We start from the raw sequence: 17,015 nt of genomic DNA, 5'->3' as shown, positions 1-17,015 counted from the left end.
CAGCACCTCGTTGCACACCGAAGAGCGCGTCGAGTGTTAACCGGCACGTCACAGTTCCGGGAACGCTCCCAGGTTTCCCAACTGTGACCTGTGCCAAAACGGCGAGGTCACCACGTTCTCGACACCTCAAACCGCCTGATGCCGACCTGAGTGTGTCTTGACACACTCTCGACACCAAGGCGACACTCCTCGGCATCTGGGAGCGCTCCCAGAATCCGCCCGCCGAGACCAGAGGAGTTCTCCCGTGCGACACCGTTGGGTCAGCGTGCTGATCTGTGCCGCCGTGTCCGCCGCCGCCACCACCGCATGCGGCTCGGGCGGGGCCAGTCAGTCATCGGACGGCAAGACCGAACTGACGATCGCGACGTTCAACGAGTTCGGCTACGAAGAGCTGTTCAAGGAGTACGAAGCCGCGCATCCGGACGTCAAGATCACACAACGCAAGACCGGCCAGGGCCAGCCTCACCACCAGAACCTGTTCACCAAGCTCGGCGCGGGCTCCGGCCTCGCGGACATCGAGGGCGTCGAAGAGGGCTACCTGAGCCAGGTGATGTCGAAGGCCGGGCAGTTCAACGATCTCAACGAGATCGGCCCGAAGCTCGAGGCCGGGCGCTGGCTGCAGTGGAAGACCGACGCCATCACCACCAAGGACGGCAAGCTCATCGGCTACGGCACGGACATCGGTCCGCTCGCCATGTGCTACCGCAAGGACCTGTTCGCGCAGGCCGGTCTGCCGTCGGACCCGGAGGGCGTCAAGGCGCTGTTCGCCACGTGGGACAGCTACTTCGCCGCGGGTGACCAGTTCATCGCCAAGGTCCCCGGCGTCGCCTGGTTCGACAGCGCCGCACAGGTGTTCAACGCCATGCACAACCAGCACGAGACCGGCTACTACGACAAGTCCGACAAGCTGGTCGTGGACACCAACCCCGACATCAAGGCGGACTGGACCGCGGTGACCACCGCCGTCGGCAAGGGACAGTCGGCGAGGCTCGCGGCGTTCAGCAACGAGTGGAACACCGGGTTCAAGCTCGGCAAGTTCGCCACCAAGACCTGCCCGTCGTGGATGCTCGGCGTGGTCGAGTCCCAGGCCGGTCCTGAGAACAAGGGCAAGTGGGCCGTCACCGACGCGTTCCCCAACGGCGGTGGCAACTGGGGTGGCTCGTACCTGAGCGTGCCGAAGCAGAGCAAGAACGCCAAGAAGGCCGCCGAGCTCGCTGCCTGGCTGACCGCGCCGGAGCAGCAGATCAAGGCGTTCAAGGCCAAGGGCACCTTCCCCAGCCAGGTCAAGGCGCTCGACGCGCCGGAGCTGCTGGAGCAGACCAACGCCTACTTCGGTGACGTCAAGGCCGGTGCGCTGTTCGCCACCCAGGCCAAGAAGGTCAAGGCCGCGCAGTACAAGGGTCCTGCGGACGGCCAGATCCAGGAGACCGTGTTCAGCCCGGCGCTGCAGTCGGTCGAGCAGGGTAAGAACGCCGAGGAGGCGTGGAAGACCGCCGTAGAGGGCGCGCAGAAGGCGGCCAAGTGACCGCCGTTCTCTCCAAGGTCGACCGCGGGCGAGCGGAGGAGGCTCGCCCGCGGCCGCCGCGGCGGCACCGAATGTCCCGATTGGACGCCAAGGTCTCGCCGTACCTGTTCGTCGCGCCGTTCTTCGTCCTGTTCGGCGCGATCGGGCTGTTCCCGTTGCTGTACACGGCCTACGTCTCGCTGTTCGACTGGGAGGTGGGCGCCGACGACCCGACGTTCATCGGCCTGGAGAACTACCGGACGCTGTTCGACGACGGGCAGTTCTGGAACGCGCTGTTCAACACGTTCAGCATCTTCGTGCTCTCCAGCGCCCCGCAGATTGTCATCGCCGTGGCGATCGCGGCACTGCTCAACGAGAACCTGCGGGCTCGCACCGGCTGGCGGATGGGCGTGCTGCTGCCCTACGTCGCCAGCCTCGTGGCGTTGACGATCATCTTCGGCAACCTGTTCGGCCCGCAGTACGGACTGGTGAACGACGTCCTCACGGCGGTGGGCATCGGTCCGATCGACTGGCAGGCCGACACGTTCGGCAGCCACGTCGCCATCGCCTCCATGGTCAACTGGCGATGGACCGGGTACAACGCCTTGATCGTGCTCGCCGCCATGCAGGCGATCCCCCGTGAGGTGCACGAGGCTGCACTCGTCGACGGCGCGAGTCCGCTGCGCCGGTTCTTCAGCATCACGCTGCCGATGCTGAAGCCGACGCTGATCTTCGTCATCGTCACCTCGACCATCGGCGGCCTGCAGATCTTCACCGAGCCGAAGCTGTTCGAGCCGTCGGGCGGCAGCGGCGGCGGCACGGAGCACCAGTACCAGACCGTCGTGCTTTACCTGTACCAGTCGGCGTTCCAGGGTCTCGATCTCGGCTACGCCTCCGCGATCGCGTGGGTGCTGTTCCTGATCGTGATCGCCGTCGCCGGAATCAACTTCCTCGTCACCAGGAGGGCGGTGCGATGACCAACCGCAGACCTTCGTTCCTGGTGTACGGGCTGCTCGGCGCGTTCGTGCTCGGCTCTGCGTTCCCGTTCTACTGGTCGTACCTGGTCGCGAGCCGCGACAACTCGGTGCTGACCGGTGACTTCACGCTGATCCCCGGCGGGAACTTCTTCGCCAACGCCAGCCGGGTGTTCGACACCATCCCGTTCTGGAAGGCGCTGGGCAACAGCTTCATCGTGTCCGGGACGGTGACCCTGTCGGTGGTGCTGCTGTCGACGCTGGCCGGGTTCGCCTTCGCCAAGCTGCGGTTCCGCGGCCGGGGTGTGCTGTTCCTGTTCGTGGTGGCGACGCTCGCGGTACCGACCCAGCTCGGGATCATCCCGCTGTACATGGCGATGGCCGAGTTCGGCTGGGCCGGTGAGCTCGAGGCCGTGATCGTGCCGAACCTCGTCACCGCGTTCGGCGTGTTCTGGATGCGGCAGTACCTGCTCGACGCCATCCCCGACGAGCTCGTCGAGGCGGCGCGGATGGACGGCTGCAGCCTGTGGCGGACGTTCTGGCACGTCGCGCTGCCGGCCGCACGGCCTGCCGCCGCGATGCTGGGCGTGTTCACGTTCATGCAGTCCTGGAACGACTTCCTGTGGCCGTTGGTCGTGCTCAACGCCGACAACCCGACCCTCCAGGTCGCACTGGAGAAGCTGCAGAGCGGTTACTACGTCGACTACTCGCTCGTACTCGCCGGGACGACTCTCGCGACCGTTCCGGTTCTCATCGTGTTCCTCGTGCTCGGGCGGCAGATCGTCGCCGGTGTGATGCAGGGCGCCGTCAAGGGGTGAAAATGGAGAACATTGTTTTCCCGCAGGGTTTTCTGTGGGGAGCCGCGACCGCGGCGTTCCAGGTGGAGGGTGCGACCGGTGAGGACGGTCGCACCGACTCCATCTGGGACGCCTTCTGCCGGGTGCCCGGCAAGGTCGTGGGCGGCGACACCGGCGAACCCGGGGCCGACCACTACCGGCGGTTCGAGCAGGACGTGGCGATGATGGCCGAGCTCGGGCTCAAGGCCTACCGGTTCTCGATCGCCTGGCCGCGGGTGCGGCCGGACGGCGGCAAGGTGAACCAGGCGGGCCTCGACTTCTACCGGCGGCTCGTGGACACGTTGCTGTCGCACGACATCGTGCCGTGGCCGACGCTCTACCACTGGGACCTGCCGCAGAAGCTCGAGGAGACCGGCGGTTGGGCCTCGCGCGACACGGCGTTCCGGTTCGCCGACTACGCGGCGGCCACCGTCGAGGCGCTCGGTGACCGCGTCACCACGTGGACAACGTTGAACGAACCGTGGTGCTCGGCGTTCCTGGGCTACGCGTCCGGTGTTCACGCGCCGGGCCGCACGGAGCCCGACGCCGCCGTCGCCGCGGTGCACCACCTGTTGCTCGCGCACGGGCTCGCGGCCGACACCATCCGCGCCGCTGAGCCGGAGGCGAAGGTGGGCATCACGCTCAACATGTACCCGATCATCCCGGTCGACCCGGCGAGTCCTGCGGACCTCGACGTCGCGCGCCGGCTCGACGGGCTGCAGCAGCGGATCTTCCTCGACCCGTTGCTGCGCGGTGAGTACCCCGCGGACATCGTGGCGGACCTCGAACCGTTCGGGTTCAGCGAGCACGTGTACGACGGCGACCTCGGCGTGATCTCGGCGCCGATGGACATGCTCGGCGTGAACTACTACACCGAGCACTACGTCAGCTCCTCGCCCAACGGCAGCGAGCCAGGTCCGTCTCCGTGGGTCGGCGTGCAGCACGCGTCGTTCCCCCGCCGCGACGCTCCGCGGACCGACATGGACTGGGAGGTCCACCCGGACGGGCTCACCGCCGTGTTGCTGCGGCTGCACCACGACTACCCGCGGCTTCCGCTCTACATCACCGAGAACGGCGCCGCGTTCCGCGACGACTTCTCGGGCAACGGTGCGATCGACGACGTCGACCGGACCGGATACATCGCCTCCCACCTGCGCGCCGCACACACGGCGATCACCGCGGGAGTCGATCTGCGCGGCTACTTCTGCTGGTCGCTGCTGGACAACTTCGAGTGGGCAGAGGGGTACGCGAAGCGGTTCGGCATCGTCCACGTCGACTACGCCACCCAGACCCGCACGCCGAAGATGAGTGCGAGGTGGTTCGCCCGAGTGGCCCGCGACAACGCGTTGGTCGCGGTCTCGTGACGGAAGGCAGGAGTCGGCGCCCCGGCCCGCGCATCGAGGAGGTGGCGCGCGTGGCCGGGGTGTCGAAGTCCACCGTCTCAAGGGTGATCAACGGCGAGAAGTACGTGAGCGAACGCTCCCGCCAGTCGGTGCACCGCGCGATCGCGTTGCTCGGGTACAGCCCGAACCACGCGGCGAGGACGCTGGCGGGCAGCAGGGCTGACGCGATCGCGCTCGTGGTCTCCGAGCAGGGCAGCCGGGTTCTCGCCGACCCGTTCTTCGCCGGGGTGCTGCGCGGCGTCCACGCCGAGCTGGCCGGGCGGCATGTCCAGCTCCTGCTGATGATGAACCAGCCGTCGGACGGTGAGGACCTGGTCGCGTACCTCACCGGCGGCCACGTCGACGGCGCGCTCGTGGTGAGCCTGCACGGCGAGGACCCGTTGCCGAGGACGTTGCACGAGACGGGCCTGCCGATCGTGGTGGGCGGCCGTCCGCTCGCGGGCGGCGCCGTCCCCTTCGTCGACTCCGACAACTTCACCGGTGCGCTGGAGGCGGTGCGCCACCTCGTCTCACTCGGCCGCAAGAAGATCGCCACGATCGCAGGCCCGCGCGACATGGCGGTCGGCATGGACAGGCTGAGCGGGTGGCGGTGCGGGCTCGCGGAACACGGCATGGCCGTGGAACTCGTGGTGCACAGCGACTTCACGCCCGAGAGCGGCGCGCTCGCGATGGAGGAGCTGCTGCGCAGGGCGCCCGACCTCGACGCTGTCTTCGTGGCGGCGGACATCATGGCTCTGGGCGCGCTGCGGGTGCTCCAGGTGCGCGGCTACCGGATCCCCGCCGACGTGGCGGTGATCGGCTTCGACGACTCCGTGCTGGCGTCGACCGCGGTACCGCCGCTCACCACCGTGCGCCAGGACGTCGAGCAGTTCGGCCGCACCTTGACGTGGCGTCTGCTCGCCGAGCTGGCGGGCGAAGAGAAACTGCCGATGTCCGTTCTGCTGCCCACCTCCCTGGTGCGCAGGGCGAGCGCCTGATTCCCCGAAGAGATCGAATGTGCGCCGAGTCGAATCGACGCAGATGCATTCGACCCGAAGGTAGTTGTTCTCTGGCATGAACCACAGCCATGAGCAGGCCGTACTACCGAAATGGAGATGGGAAACGGGGGTTTCGGATGCAGGCGGGCAGATTTCTCGACAATTCGCCGGACGACGCTTCGGCTCAGCCGGAAACGGCGGTTCTCCGGGTGCTGTGGATGACCGCGCAAGGGATGGTGTGGCCGTGGCTGTTGCAAAGCCTGTGCCGCCAGGACGCGATCGAGCACGCGGTGGAGACGCACCTGATCTGGGAGCCCGTTGGCGATCACCTCGGCTACCACATCACGGACGCGGGCAGGCGGCGGATCGTGGACTGGTACCGGGAGAACCGGCCCAGCCCCGGCGCGACCGACGGCGACCACTGGCGTGCTGTCACGTTGCGCTGACTACTGGCGGGTCGTGAACACGCGCACGTCCCGTTCCCCCAGCTGGACGGGACCGCCGGCCGGGACGGTGCCGCCGTCCAGCAGATCGGTGAGCTCGACCGGAGCCGCGACCTCGGTGCGGTCTCCACTCCAGTTGTGCACCACGTGGACGCGTTGCCCGTCCGGCGAGGTACCCGTCGTCACGGTGACCGCGGCGGGAAGATCGAGCCATCCGGCCTGAGGCACCGGCGCCAGCCACGTGGCGAGCGCGGCCGCGAGGTCACGGCCGGGAACGGTGCCGACGCACGTGACGCGGCCATCGCCGTGGCGCCGGGTGGTGACCGCGGCCCAGCGGCCGAAGTGGTGGTGGTCGTACTCGACGAGCACGTCCGCGTCGACCACCGTGAGTCCCTCCACCCACCGAGTGGCGAGAGCGTCCGCGGGCAGGTCGACGGGAGATCCCTCCGTGGCGCGCACCCGCAGGTCGCGGGAGAGGTTGCTGAACTCGTCGTAGTAGACGCCCGCCGCCTCGACGAGTCGTCCAGGAGCAGGCTCGTGACGTGCCCTGCCCTCGTGGTCGGCGTAGGCGGTCCGGGGTCCGATGACCAGGTGACCGCCCGCGTGCGCATAGGCGGCGAGCCAGTCGACGGTCGCGTCGTCGGCGAGGTAGAGCGCGGGCACGACCAGCACGGGGTGTCGTCGCGCGGCCTCGTCCGGCGGCACCGGCTGCTTCTCCCCGCTGGGGTCGTGCAGCTGACGGGCGTGGATCATGCGCACCTGGAGCCCCGCCTCGAAGGCACCGCGGTAGAACGCGTCGAAGATCCGCTGGTAGGCGGCACCGTCCGACCCACCGTCCGGAGTGGACAGTGGAGGGTACTTCTGCATGTACCACTTGCTCGGGGCCGAGTAGACGATCGCGATGTCGGCGTCCGGCTCGATCCCCGCGACCGTCGCGCCCGCGGTGGCGAACTCCGTGCCCAGCCGCGCCAGCTCGGCGTACACGCGGCCGGGCCTGCCGCTGTGCGGGAGCACCCCGCCCCAGTAGGTCTCCGCGCCGAAGTGCAGCGTGTGCCAGTGCCAGTACTCGATCATCCTGGCACCACGCGCGACGAAGGCCCACGCGGCCTGGCGCCACTGACCGTCGTACGCAGGACGGTTGTCCGACGTCCCACCGATGTTCCCGGCGTTGGTCTCGGTGACCAGGAACGGTTCCTGACGGGAGGAGAAGATCCAGTCCGCGCCGCGGTAGAACGCCCACACCCCGCGGGTCTTCCAGCCCTGCTCGTCGTCGTCGGGGTCCGGCAGGGTGAGCGCGTCCTGCATGTCGTAGTACGGGTTCCCGGCGGTGACGTCCACGTGGTCGGTCAGCTCGTCGTCGTCGAGCGCGACGTGCGAGTAGTGCAGGCAGGTGGTCACGAACTGGTCCGGTCGCGCGTACTCGCGGACGATGTCCGCCTGCCACGCGACGAACTCGGTGGTCTGCCGTGCCTGGAACGCCCGCCAGGCGATGTCGTACTGCGGCTGGGCGTTGCCCTCCGGCGTCCACAGGTCGGCCCACGTGGACAGCCGGTGGGACCAGTACACCAGGCCCCACGCGCGGTTGAGGTTCTCGACGTCGCCGTAGGTGGTGCGCAGGTGGTCGACGAAGCGCTGGAAGACGCCGTGGTTGTGCAGCAGATGCACGCCCGGTTCGTTGTCCACCTGGAATCCGATGACCGAGGGGTGGCCGGCGTACCGGCCGACGATCTTGCGCGTGATCCGTTCGGCGTGGAAGCGGAAGGCGGGATGGGTGAAGTCGACCTCCTGCCTGGCGCCCCAGCCGACGCGCCTGCAGTCGGCCCGCTCGCCCGCGATCTCCGGGTACTGCCGGGCCAGCCACGGCGGCACCGCGTACGTCGGTGTGCCGAGGACGACCGAGATCCCGCGTTCGTGAGCGCCGTCGAGCACCGGCTGGAGCCAGTCGAGGTCGAACCGCCCGTTCTCCGGCTCCCACGTCGACCACACCGACTCGCCGACCCGGATGACGGTGAAACCGGCCTCCGCCATGAGGTCCAGGTCGGTCTTGAGCCGGTCGTACGGCTGGTACTCGTGGTAGTAGGCAGCGCCGAACAACACCCGCGCGGGCAGGACCGCCATCGGGAGACCTCCGTGGGGTTCGCGATCACCGCTGCGGCGACACTGCCGGCGGAGCCGAGTTGACCTTCGGATGCTAACCGAGATCATCGGACCTTTGCCATGTGCCGCAACGGAATCGCGTAATCCTGCGGAGTCGGCTGGGCCCTTCGGGTCACGTTCGAGTCGAATCGACTGTCGAATGTGGACCGGCGTCAGGCCGACGCGGCCTCGGCCCGCGCGCCCGCGAGCACCCCGGCGAAGCGGGCGAGGCGGCGGCCCTGGAAGCGCGCACACTCGAGCACCGTCTCGTCGGGCATGGTCGACGGGAAGCCCGCGGGCCAGGACGTGCCGTAGGGGTTACCGCCCGCCGCGTACACGATGTCGTCGGTGTAGCCGAGCGGGACGATCACGCAGCCCCAGTGGTAGAAGACGTTGTTCAGGGACAGGATCGTGGCTTCCTGGCCGCCGTGCTGTTCCGCGGACGAGACGAACGTGGTGACCGGCTTGTCGGCGAGCTTCCCCGCGTGCCAGAGGCTGCTCGCGGTGTCGATGAACTGCTTGAGCTGTGCCGCGGGAGCGCCGTAACGGGTGGGCGTGCCGAACGCGTAGCCGTCGGCCCACTCCAGGTCGTCCAGGGTGGCGACGGGAACGGAGTCGGTCTCCTGCTTGTGCCGCGCCCAGTCCTCGTTGGACGCGATCGCCTCCTCAGGGGCGAGCTCTGCGACGCGGCGCAGCCGGACCTCGGCGCCGGCCTCCTCCGCTCCCGCCTGGACGGCTTCTGCGAGGCGGTGCACGGAGCCGGTCGCGCTGTAGTACGTGACGAGTACGCGGGCAGGCATTGATGTTCCTTCCATTGGTGTCCCTGTTGGTGTCACAGGACAATCGTGATCGTTTTGAGCTCGGTGTTCGCCTCGAGCCCCGCCAGGCCGAGCTCACGGCCGTGGCCGCTGAGCTTCCACCCGCCCCACGGCAGCCGGGCGTCGAGCGGCGACCAGCCGTTGACCGCGACGGCACCGGCGTCGACCCGCCGGGCCAGGGTGTGCGCCCTGGTGAGGTCCGTGGTCCACAGCGTCGCGGCGAGCGCGTAGCTGCTGTCGTTGGCGATGGCGATCGCTTGGTCGTCGTCGTCGAACGGGATGATCGTGCCGACGGGACCGAAGATCTCCTCGCGGGCGATGGTCATCGTGTTCGACGCGTCGGCGAACAGCGTGGGCTCGACGAAGTAGCCGGCCCGATCCGGCCGGCCGCCTCCGGTGACGAGCCGGGCGCCTTCGTCGCGGCCGCGACCGATGTAGTGCGAGACGCGGTCGCGCTGTTTGGCGTTGATCAGCGCGCCCATGGTGGTGCCCTCGTCGAACGGATCACCGAGCACCACCTTCGCCGCGCGGGCGGCGAGCCGGTCGACGAACTCGCCGTAGATCTCGCGGGCGACCAGGATCCGGCTGCCCGCCGCGCAGACCTCGCCCTGGTTGGCGAAGACACCGGCGGCGACGCCCTCCGTCGCGGCGTTCAGGTCGGCGTCGGCGAACACGATCTGCGGGCTCTTGCCGCCCAGTTCGAGCGTCGTCGGGGCGGAAACCCCTGGCGGCGGCGGTCGCGACGATGTGACCGGTCTCCGGACTGCCGGTGAACGAGATCTTGTCGACGCCGGGGTGGGAGATGAGGAGGTTCCCCGTCGTGACGCCACGGCCGGGCAGGACGTTGAGGACGCCGGAGGGAAAACCGGCCTGCTCGGCCAGTTCCGCGAGCATCAGGGACGTCAGCGGCGCGTCCTCCGGCGGCTTCAGCACGACCGCGCACCCGGCAGCCAGCGCCGGCGCGATCTTCCACGCGCCGATCATCGTGGGCGAGTTCCACGGCGTGATCGCGGCGACGACGCCGATCGGCTGCCGGACGGTGTAGCTGAGCGTGGACCGCCCCATGTACCCGGACGTGGGAATCGTCTGGCCCGTCAGCTTGTCGGCCCAGCCCGCGTAGTGCCGGAACGTGGCCACCGCCTGCGGGAGGTCGATCACCCGCGGCTCGAACCCCGGCTTGCCGATGTCGAGCGACTCGACGTTCGCGAAGTCCTCCGCGCGGTCTTCCAGCAGCTGCGCGAAGGTGTGCAGCAGCTGCCCGCGCGTGGCGCCGTCCATCCGCCCCCACTCACCGCCGAGAGCGTCGTGACCGGATTCGACGGCACGGTCCACCAACGTCCCGTCCGCCTCCACCACCGTGGTGAGGATCCCCTCGGTGACCGGGTCGATGACGTCGAACGGCTGAGATGAGGAACGAGGCTGCCATTGCCCCGCCACGAACGGCATGGCCGGGACTTTTCGCGCGAGCTCCTCGGCAACTGATCGCTGTGACATGTCCGATTACCGTCCCTAGTGGTCGATAGTCGTACACTAAGCGAGAGATCGGCGACCGGTCAATCACCGGCGGGGCCGGCTCGCTGTGCTAAACACATGCCAACTGACCGACCGGCCAAGAAGGACTGCGCGCGATGAGTTCGACAGGCGGGGAGATCTCCCAGACGCTCGATCGCGGGCTCAAAGTGCTGTCACTGCTGGCCGAGCACAGCGACGGACTGACGGCGGGCGAACTGGCCGAACAACTCGCCACCGCCCGTGCCGTGGTGTACCGGCTGTTGCGCACGCTTGAAGCGCACCGCCTCGTCGGCCGCATCGGAACCCGGTACGTGCTGGGCATCGGCGTCTCCGAACTGGCGAGCCGGCTGCGGCCCAGGCTGCAGGCGGTGGTCCTGCCGATCCTGCGCAAGCTCAGCGCCCAGACGAACAGCACGTCCCTGCTGAGCGTCGCCGACGGCGACGAGGCGCTGATCCTGCTCACCGAGGAACCCCCGCAGAGCAACTTCCACCTGGCGTTGCGCCAGGGCGCCCGGCACTCGCTCAGTCTCGGCGCGGACGGCGTGGCGATTCTCGCCGGACGTCCCGCCTCGGATGACGACACTGACGACGTCCAGCGCGCTCGGATCAACGGCTACGCCCTGACCGTGGGCGTTCTGCAGCCAGGTGCGCTCGGAGTCGCGGCGCCGATCCGCATCTCCGACTGGGCGAGCGCCAGCATCGGGGTCGTCCAGCTCGGCATCGAGGTCTCCGACCCCGGAGTGCCCGATCTGGTCATGTCCGCGGCCGGCGAGGCCGCACGACGCCTGTCCGGCGACTACAGCGCGGAACCCACCGCGTAGCCCCACTTCTGCGTCCACACCCGACTTGTCCAGACAGGTCGGGTGACTTCGGCGTGCCCGAGAACTGACCCATCGCACCGAAAACTGCGGGCTTCCCCGCAGTCGGGACACCGTCTACCCTGGGCGATAAGCGAACATGTTGTGCGATTATCGTACTCACCTGGAGACAGCCGTGGCTGAAGACGTCATCACCGGCGCCGAGTCGCTCGTGCTCGCCGCAGTGCGGTCGGGTGTGCGTGTGTGCTTCGCCAATCCGGGTACGACCGAGATGCCGCTGGTCGCCGCACTGGACCGGGTGCGGGGCGTACGAGCCGTGCTCGGGCTCCACGAAAACGTGTGCACCGGTGCCGCTGACGGCTACGCGCGCATCGCGGAGCGCGCTGCGATGACGTTGCTGCACCTGGGACCCGGGCTGGCCAACGGCTTGGCGAACCTGCACAACGCGCGGCGGGCGAACACCCCGCTGGTCAACGTCGTCGGCGATCACGCCAGCTGGCACCTGCCCTACGACGCCCCGCTGACCTCGGACATCGCCGCGCTCGCGGCAACGGTGGGCACCGTGCACCACGTCAGCGACCGTGCGGGCCTCTCGGACGCGACCAGCGGCGCGGTCCGTGAGGCCCATCGCAGACGGGGCGTCTCGACCCTGATCGTGCCCGCCGACCACCAACAGGCCCACGCGGCGCGGACCCTCACCAGCCCGGGGTTGCCGACCCGCCGTCCAGCCGTCGACAGCGACCAGATCAAGGACGTCGCGGCACGACTCCGCGCCGCCAGGCGATCCGTGCTTCTGCTGGGCGGCAACGCCTTGACCCGCAGCGGTCAGCGGGCCGCCGGGATGATCGCCGCGGACACCGGCTCCACCCTGTACTGCGAGACGTTTCCCGCCCGCGTCGAGCGCGGCGGTGGCCTGCCCGCCATCGACCGGCTGCCCTACTTCCCCGAGACGGCGGCGGCGTGCTGCGGGAGGCCGACGTGGTGGTCGTCGCGGGCGCGGAGGACCCGGTCGCGTACTTCGGCTACGAAGGCGTCCCGAGCGTGCTCACCGAACCGGGCACGCTGGTCCGCCTGGCAGGCCCGATCGAGGACGCCGAGGAAGCCCTGCTCGAGCTGGCCGACCTGATCGGCGCCGTCACCCCCGCCGCCCCCACCGCACCGGGCGCGGCACCACCCGACGACAGCGAAACGCTGACCGGCCGCGTCGTCGGCCGCGTGGTCTCGGCCTGCCTGCCGGACGACGCCATCGTGTCCATCGAGGGCGGCACGAGCGGCTACCCGTTCTACACCGAGTCCGGGTCCGCCGTACCGCACACGGTGATGACCAACACCGGCGGCGCCATCGGGCAAGGGTTGCCGTGCGCGCTCGGCGCAGCCATCGCCGCTCCACACCGGCCGGTCATCGCGTTGCAGTCCGACGGCAGCGGCCTCTACACCGCGCAGGCGTTGTGGTCGATGAGCCGCGAACGGACGAACGTGATCGTCCTCATCGCCGCCAACCACACCTACAACGTGTTGCGCACCGAGCTCGGCCGGCACGGCAACGCCGAGTTCGGCTCACAGGCGGAAGCACTGACCAGCCTGGCCGACCCCCGCGTGGACTGGGTGGCGCTGGCGGCCGGGTTCGGCGTGCCCGCCGTCCGTGCCGTCACCGTCGCGGACCTGCGCAAGGCACTGACCGACGCCGTCGCCTCCGACGGCCCCCACCTCATCGAGATGGCGCTATGACCACTTCGGACACAACTTTCCTGCCCGCGCCAACGCCTTTCGGCGTCGCCTCGTTCCTGGCCCGCGAGCACGGCCTGTACATCGGTGGCCGCTGGCGGCCCAGCGAGTCGGGTCAGACGCTCGAGTCCACCAACCCCGCCACCGGCCGCCCACTGTCCACACTGGCCAGTGGCACGCCCGCCGACGTCGACGCGGCCGTGACCGCGGCCCGTGCGGCGCTCGCCGATCCCGCGTGGCGCGACATCACCCCGTTGCAGCGCGGAGAACTGCTGCACCGGCTCGCGGAGCTCGTCGAGGCCAACGCCGAGGACCTCGCGTTCATCGAGTCGCTGGACAACGGCAAGCCGGTCGCGGTCGCCCGTGCCGTGGACGTCGGCACCACCGCGAAGCTGTTCCGCTACTTCGCGGGCTGGCCGAGCAAGTTCGAGGGCGCGACCATTCCGCTGTCGCCGCGCAACGGGCTGCGGATCCTGAACTACACGGTGCACGAGCCGATCGGCGTGGTGGGCGCGATCGTGCCGTGGAACTTCCCGATGTCGATGGCGGCGTGGAAACTGGCGCCAGCACTGGCGATGGGCAACGCGGTCGTGCTCAAGCCGGCCGAAGAGACTTCGCTGTCCACGCTGCGGCTCGCCGAACTGGTCGAGCAGGCCGGTTTCCCTCCGGGCGTGGTCAACGTCGTCACCGGTGCCGGCAGCGTCGTCGGCGCGGCGATCGCCGCCCATCCCGGTGTCGACAAGGTCGCCTTCACCGGCTCGACCGAGACCGGGCGCGCGGTCACCAGGGCCGCACTGGGCAACATGAAGAAGGTCTCGCTGGAACTGGGTGGCAAGTCGCCGCACATCGTGTTCCCCGACGCCGATCCGGTCGCGGTCGCCGCCGCGGCCTCGGACGGCATCTTCTTCAACCAGGGACAGACGTGTACGGCTGGATCCCGGCTGTACGTGCACTCCGACATCTACGACGACGTGATGTCGGCGCTCGTGGACCACGCGCGCCGCATCGTCGTCGGGCCGGGCCAGGATCCGGCCACTCAGATGGGGCCGCTGGTGTCGGCCAGGCAGCTCGCCACCGTGCGGTCCTATGTGGAGTCCGGCCTGGATCAGGGTGCCTTCCTCGCCACAGGAGGGTCACGGCCCGGCGGGCTCGGCGAGGAGAACGCGAACGGCTACTTCCTCGAACCGACCGTGCTCGCGGAGACGACCCACGCCATGAGAGTGGTGCAGGAAGAGATCTTCGGGCCGGTGCTCGTCGCGATGCGGTGGACCGAGATCGACGACCTGGTCGACAAGGCCAACGACTCCCCCTACGGGCTGGCCGCGGGTCTGTGGACGAACAACCTCACCCAGGCCCATCGCGTTGCCGCCGCGATCAAGGCGGGCACGGTCTGGATCAACTGCTTCAACATGACCGATCCCGCGTCGCCGTTCGGCGGCTACAAGCAGTCGGGCTGGGGCCGCGAGATGGGCCGCGGCGTGCTGGAGCAGTACACCGAGACCAAGAGCGTGTGGGTGAACCTGACGTGACAGAACAAGATCTCACCGGCCAGGTCGCGATCGTGACCGGTGGCGGGCTGGGCATCGGCAAGGCCGTCACGCGCGCCCTCGTGCGCCGAGGTGCGGCGGTCGTCATCGCGGCGCGGCGGATGCCCGTGCTGGAACTGGCGGCGAAGGAGATCACCGACGAGCTCGGCGGGCGGGTCGTGCCCGTCGCCGCCGACACCACCGACATGGACTCCGTGCTGGCGCTTGCCGAAGCGGCCGGCGAGGTCGGCCAGGTGGCGATCCTCGTCAACGGCGCCGCAGCCCCGGCGGGACTCGTGCGCAACGACATCGCGAGTGCCGACCCGGACGCGCTGCTCGCCGACCTGAACACCAAGGTGGTCGGGTACTTCCGCTGCGTCAAGGCGGTCGCGCCGATCATGCGGGCACACCGCTACGGCCGCGTCGTGAACATCGGCGGCCTGACCGGCCGGTCCAGCCACGCGTTGTCCGGCATGCGCAACCTCGCGATCGTGCACATGACCAAGGCGTTGTCCGACCAGCTCGGCCCGGACGGCATCACGATCAACACCCTGCACCCCGGTGTCGTGGAGACCGAGCACATCCACGAGCTGTACGCCAAGAACGCCGCCGCCGAAGGCATCACGCCCGAGCAGGTCGAGCAGAACTTCGTCAACCGCACGCCGATTCGCCGGGTGCTCACCGCCGACGAGGTCGCCGACGCCGTCTGCTTCCTCGCGGCTCCGGGCTCCGGCGGCATCACCGGCGAGTCGATCGGCATCGACGGCGGACTGACCCGCGGCATCTTCCTCTGAGACATCCTCTCTGGCAACCAAGGAGAACTCCCGATGCAAGGAACCATTCTGGTCGGCACGGCGGGACAGGGAGTGTTGCGCAGCAACGACAACGGCGCGACGTGGCACCGCATCCCGCTCGACCAGGACCTCGAGTTCGACTCCGTGGTGCGCGCGCTGGCGGTGCACCCCACCCGGCCCGAGGTGATCTTCGCGGGCGCCGACGCGGGGCTGGGCCGCAGTGACGACGGCGGCACCCGCTGGTCACGCGTGAACTCGCCGTTCGACGACCAGCAGGTCTGGTCGATCGCGATCGACCCCCACGACCCCGACAGCATCCTCGTCGGCACCGGCGCACCGTCCCGCGCGGCCATGTACCGCACCACCGACGGCGGCGTCACCTGGGACCGGCTCTCCCCCGAACTGCCGGAACGCTGTGCCGGGGTGAGCAAGCCCCGCATCCTCACCGTCGCCTACGACCACGTGGACGGCAAGTCCGCCTGGTTCGGCGTCGAGGAGGGCGGCCTGTGGCTCACCCGCGACCGCGGCGACACCTGGGACCGCGTCGACGGCCCTGACGGCGTCACTCCCTCGGACATCCACTGCGTGCTGGTGCTCGACGGACCGCCCAAGACCATCGTCTGCCTGGTGGTCAACGCGATCTTCGTCAGCCAGGACGACGGGGCGACGTGGACCCGCACCGGAACGAAGTCGACCTGGGGCATCTACTACACCCGGCTCGTCGCCCGCATCCCCGACTCCAACTCCGTGCTGCTCGGCATCGGTGACGGCACACCGGGCACGCAGACCAGGATCTTCCGCTCCGACGACCTCGCGCGGACCTGGACCGAGTCCACTGTGGACGTCCCGCCCAACTCGACCGTCTGGGCGTTCGGCACCCACTCCAGCGACGCGGACCTCGTGTTCGCCGGCACCAAGTACGGCCATCTGTTCCGTTCCACCGACGGTGGCCGCAGCTTCACCAAGGAGTGGCGGGAGTTCCCCGAGATCACCGACGTGGCGTGGACGCCGGCCGTGGCCGCCGCCCCACCCGCCGCGCAGCACTGACCAGAACAGGAGCACCACCATGACATCCAGGGTCACCCCCGTGATCGTCCGCACCCACGTGTCGCTGTTCGTGCGCGACCCCGAAGCGTCCGCGCAGTGGTTCGCGGACGTGCTCGACATGAAGATCACCGCTCGCGGCGCCGCGTGGGTGTTCCTCTCGTTCGGCCGCAAGCATCACGACATCGCGCTGATCCGCGCGGAGGAGGGTGCGCAGCAGGGCGGGCTCGGCCTGCAGCACTACGGCCTGGAGGTCGAGGGCGATCTCGACGACCTGCGGCGGCTCTACGGCATGTTGCTGTCCAAGGGCGTCAAGGTCGTCAAGACGACCGACCACAAGGTGGGTTTCGGGCTCTACTTCGAGGACCCGGACGGCAACCGGTTCGAGTTCTTCGTCGAGACCATCACCGACGACGAAGAAGGACAGCGCGTCCTGGGCGAGCACAACGCGCCCAGCGAGCCCGTGGTGCTCGACCCGCTCTACACGTGACCTCCGAGGAGCCGA

General features: G+C 69.2%; 16 protein-coding genes and 1 pseudogene. 13 read left to right on the top strand and 4 right to left on the bottom strand.

Features of this window, described 5'->3' with window-relative positions; genetic code table 11:
• The first annotated feature begins 244 nt into the window (after window positions 1–244).
• From FXN61_RS11565 to FXN61_RS11540, 6 genes are all read left to right on the top strand, one after another.
• Window positions 245–1,525, top strand: a complete 1,281-nt coding sequence (locus tag FXN61_RS11565) for an ABC transporter substrate-binding protein (protein WP_167973072.1) — start codon at window positions 245–247, stop codon at window positions 1,523–1,525.
• The gene (locus tag FXN61_RS11560) at window positions 1,522–2,481 is read left to right on the top strand and encodes a carbohydrate ABC transporter permease (RefSeq protein ID WP_312877664.1); all 960 of its coding nucleotides are present in this window, start codon (window positions 1,522–1,524) and stop codon (window positions 2,479–2,481) included. The genes FXN61_RS11565 and FXN61_RS11560 overlap by 4 nt, the downstream gene beginning before the upstream one ends.
• The gene (locus FXN61_RS11555; RefSeq protein WP_167973070.1) at window positions 2,478–3,296 is read left to right on the top strand and encodes a carbohydrate ABC transporter permease; all 819 of its coding nucleotides are present in this window, start codon (window positions 2,478–2,480) and stop codon (window positions 3,294–3,296) included. Before FXN61_RS11560 ends, FXN61_RS11555 begins: the two co-directional genes overlap by 4 nt.
• Window positions 3,297–3,298: 2 nt before the next feature.
• On the top strand, window positions 3,299–4,678 hold the full coding sequence (locus FXN61_RS11550; protein ID WP_167973068.1) for a GH1 family beta-glucosidase: 1,380 nt from the start codon (window positions 3,299–3,301) through the stop codon (window positions 4,676–4,678).
• Window positions 4,675–5,694 carry a LacI family DNA-binding transcriptional regulator gene (locus FXN61_RS11545; RefSeq protein ID WP_167973066.1) on the top strand — a complete coding sequence of 340 codons (1,020 nt, stop codon included), beginning with the start codon at window positions 4,675–4,677 and terminating at the stop codon, window positions 5,692–5,694. Before FXN61_RS11550 ends, FXN61_RS11545 begins: the two co-directional genes overlap by 4 nt.
• 218 nt (window positions 5,695–5,912) lie before the next feature.
• On the top strand, window positions 5,913–6,140 hold the full coding sequence (locus FXN61_RS11540; protein ID WP_167973064.1) for a hypothetical protein: 228 nt from the start codon (window positions 5,913–5,915) through the stop codon (window positions 6,138–6,140).
• On the opposite strand, the gene FXN61_RS11535 is transcribed toward FXN61_RS11540, so the two are convergent.
• The 4 genes and pseudogenes from FXN61_RS11535 to FXN61_RS54220 all read right to left on the bottom strand — a co-directional run.
• The gene (locus FXN61_RS11535; protein ID WP_167973062.1) at window positions 6,141–8,255 is read right to left on the bottom strand and encodes a beta-galactosidase; all 2,115 of its coding nucleotides are present in this window, start codon (window positions 8,253–8,255) and stop codon (window positions 6,141–6,143) included. It abuts the gene before it with no gap.
• 191 nt (window positions 8,256–8,446) lie between these two features.
• Window positions 8,447–9,073, bottom strand: a complete 627-nt coding sequence (gene wrbA / locus FXN61_RS11530; RefSeq protein WP_167973060.1) for an NAD(P)H:quinone oxidoreductase — start codon at window positions 9,071–9,073, stop codon at window positions 8,447–8,449.
• 32 nt (window positions 9,074–9,105) lie between these two features.
• Window positions 9,106–9,765 (bottom strand): aldehyde dehydrogenase family protein, encoded by a 660-nt coding sequence (locus FXN61_RS54225; RefSeq protein ID WP_312877663.1) that lies wholly within the window; start codon window positions 9,763–9,765, stop codon window positions 9,106–9,108.
• A 103-nt stretch (window positions 9,766–9,868) separates the two neighbouring features.
• A pseudogene (locus FXN61_RS54220) lies at window positions 9,869–10,537 on the bottom strand (aldehyde dehydrogenase family protein); the annotation flags it as partial.
• Window positions 10,538–10,719: 182 nt separating this feature from the next.
• Here FXN61_RS54220 and FXN61_RS11520 point away from each other — a divergent pair.
• From FXN61_RS11520 to FXN61_RS11495, 7 genes are all read left to right on the top strand, one after another.
• Entirely contained in the window at window positions 10,720–11,424 is a 705-nt protein-coding gene (locus tag FXN61_RS11520; protein ID WP_167973058.1) for an IclR family transcriptional regulator, read from the top strand.
• 172 nt (window positions 11,425–11,596) lie between these two features.
• Window positions 11,597–12,547, top strand: coding sequence for a thiamine pyrophosphate-binding protein (locus FXN61_RS51910; RefSeq protein WP_312877662.1), 951 nt, complete (start codon window positions 11,597–11,599; stop codon window positions 12,545–12,547).
• Complete coding sequence (locus tag FXN61_RS55240; RefSeq protein ID WP_312877661.1) at window positions 12,463–13,149, top strand: thiamine pyrophosphate-dependent enzyme; 687 nt, start codon at window positions 12,463–12,465, stop codon at window positions 13,147–13,149. The genes FXN61_RS51910 and FXN61_RS55240 overlap by 85 nt, the downstream gene beginning before the upstream one ends.
• On the top strand, window positions 13,146–14,675 hold the full coding sequence (locus FXN61_RS11510; RefSeq protein WP_167973056.1) for an aldehyde dehydrogenase family protein: 1,530 nt from the start codon (window positions 13,146–13,148) through the stop codon (window positions 14,673–14,675). Before FXN61_RS55240 ends, FXN61_RS11510 begins: the two co-directional genes overlap by 4 nt.
• Window positions 14,672–15,466, top strand: coding sequence for an SDR family NAD(P)-dependent oxidoreductase (locus FXN61_RS11505; RefSeq protein WP_167973053.1), 795 nt, complete (start codon window positions 14,672–14,674; stop codon window positions 15,464–15,466). Before FXN61_RS11510 ends, FXN61_RS11505 begins: the two co-directional genes overlap by 4 nt.
• 33 nt (window positions 15,467–15,499) lie before the next feature.
• Complete coding sequence (locus tag FXN61_RS11500) at window positions 15,500–16,513, top strand: WD40/YVTN/BNR-like repeat-containing protein (RefSeq protein ID WP_167973051.1); 1,014 nt, start codon at window positions 15,500–15,502, stop codon at window positions 16,511–16,513.
• 19 nt (window positions 16,514–16,532) lie between these two features.
• Entirely contained in the window at window positions 16,533–17,000 is a 468-nt protein-coding gene (locus FXN61_RS11495) for a VOC family protein (RefSeq protein ID WP_167973050.1), read from the top strand.
• Window positions 17,001–17,015 lie beyond the last annotated feature (15 nt).

It is taken from the genome of Lentzea indica, from assembly GCF_012184385.1.
GTDB classification, from domain to species: domain Bacteria; phylum Actinomycetota; class Actinomycetes; order Mycobacteriales; family Pseudonocardiaceae; genus Lentzea; species Lentzea indica.
The sequence above is the reverse complement of the archived record's forward strand: the minus strand, read 5'-3'. Positions and strand labels throughout refer to the sequence as shown.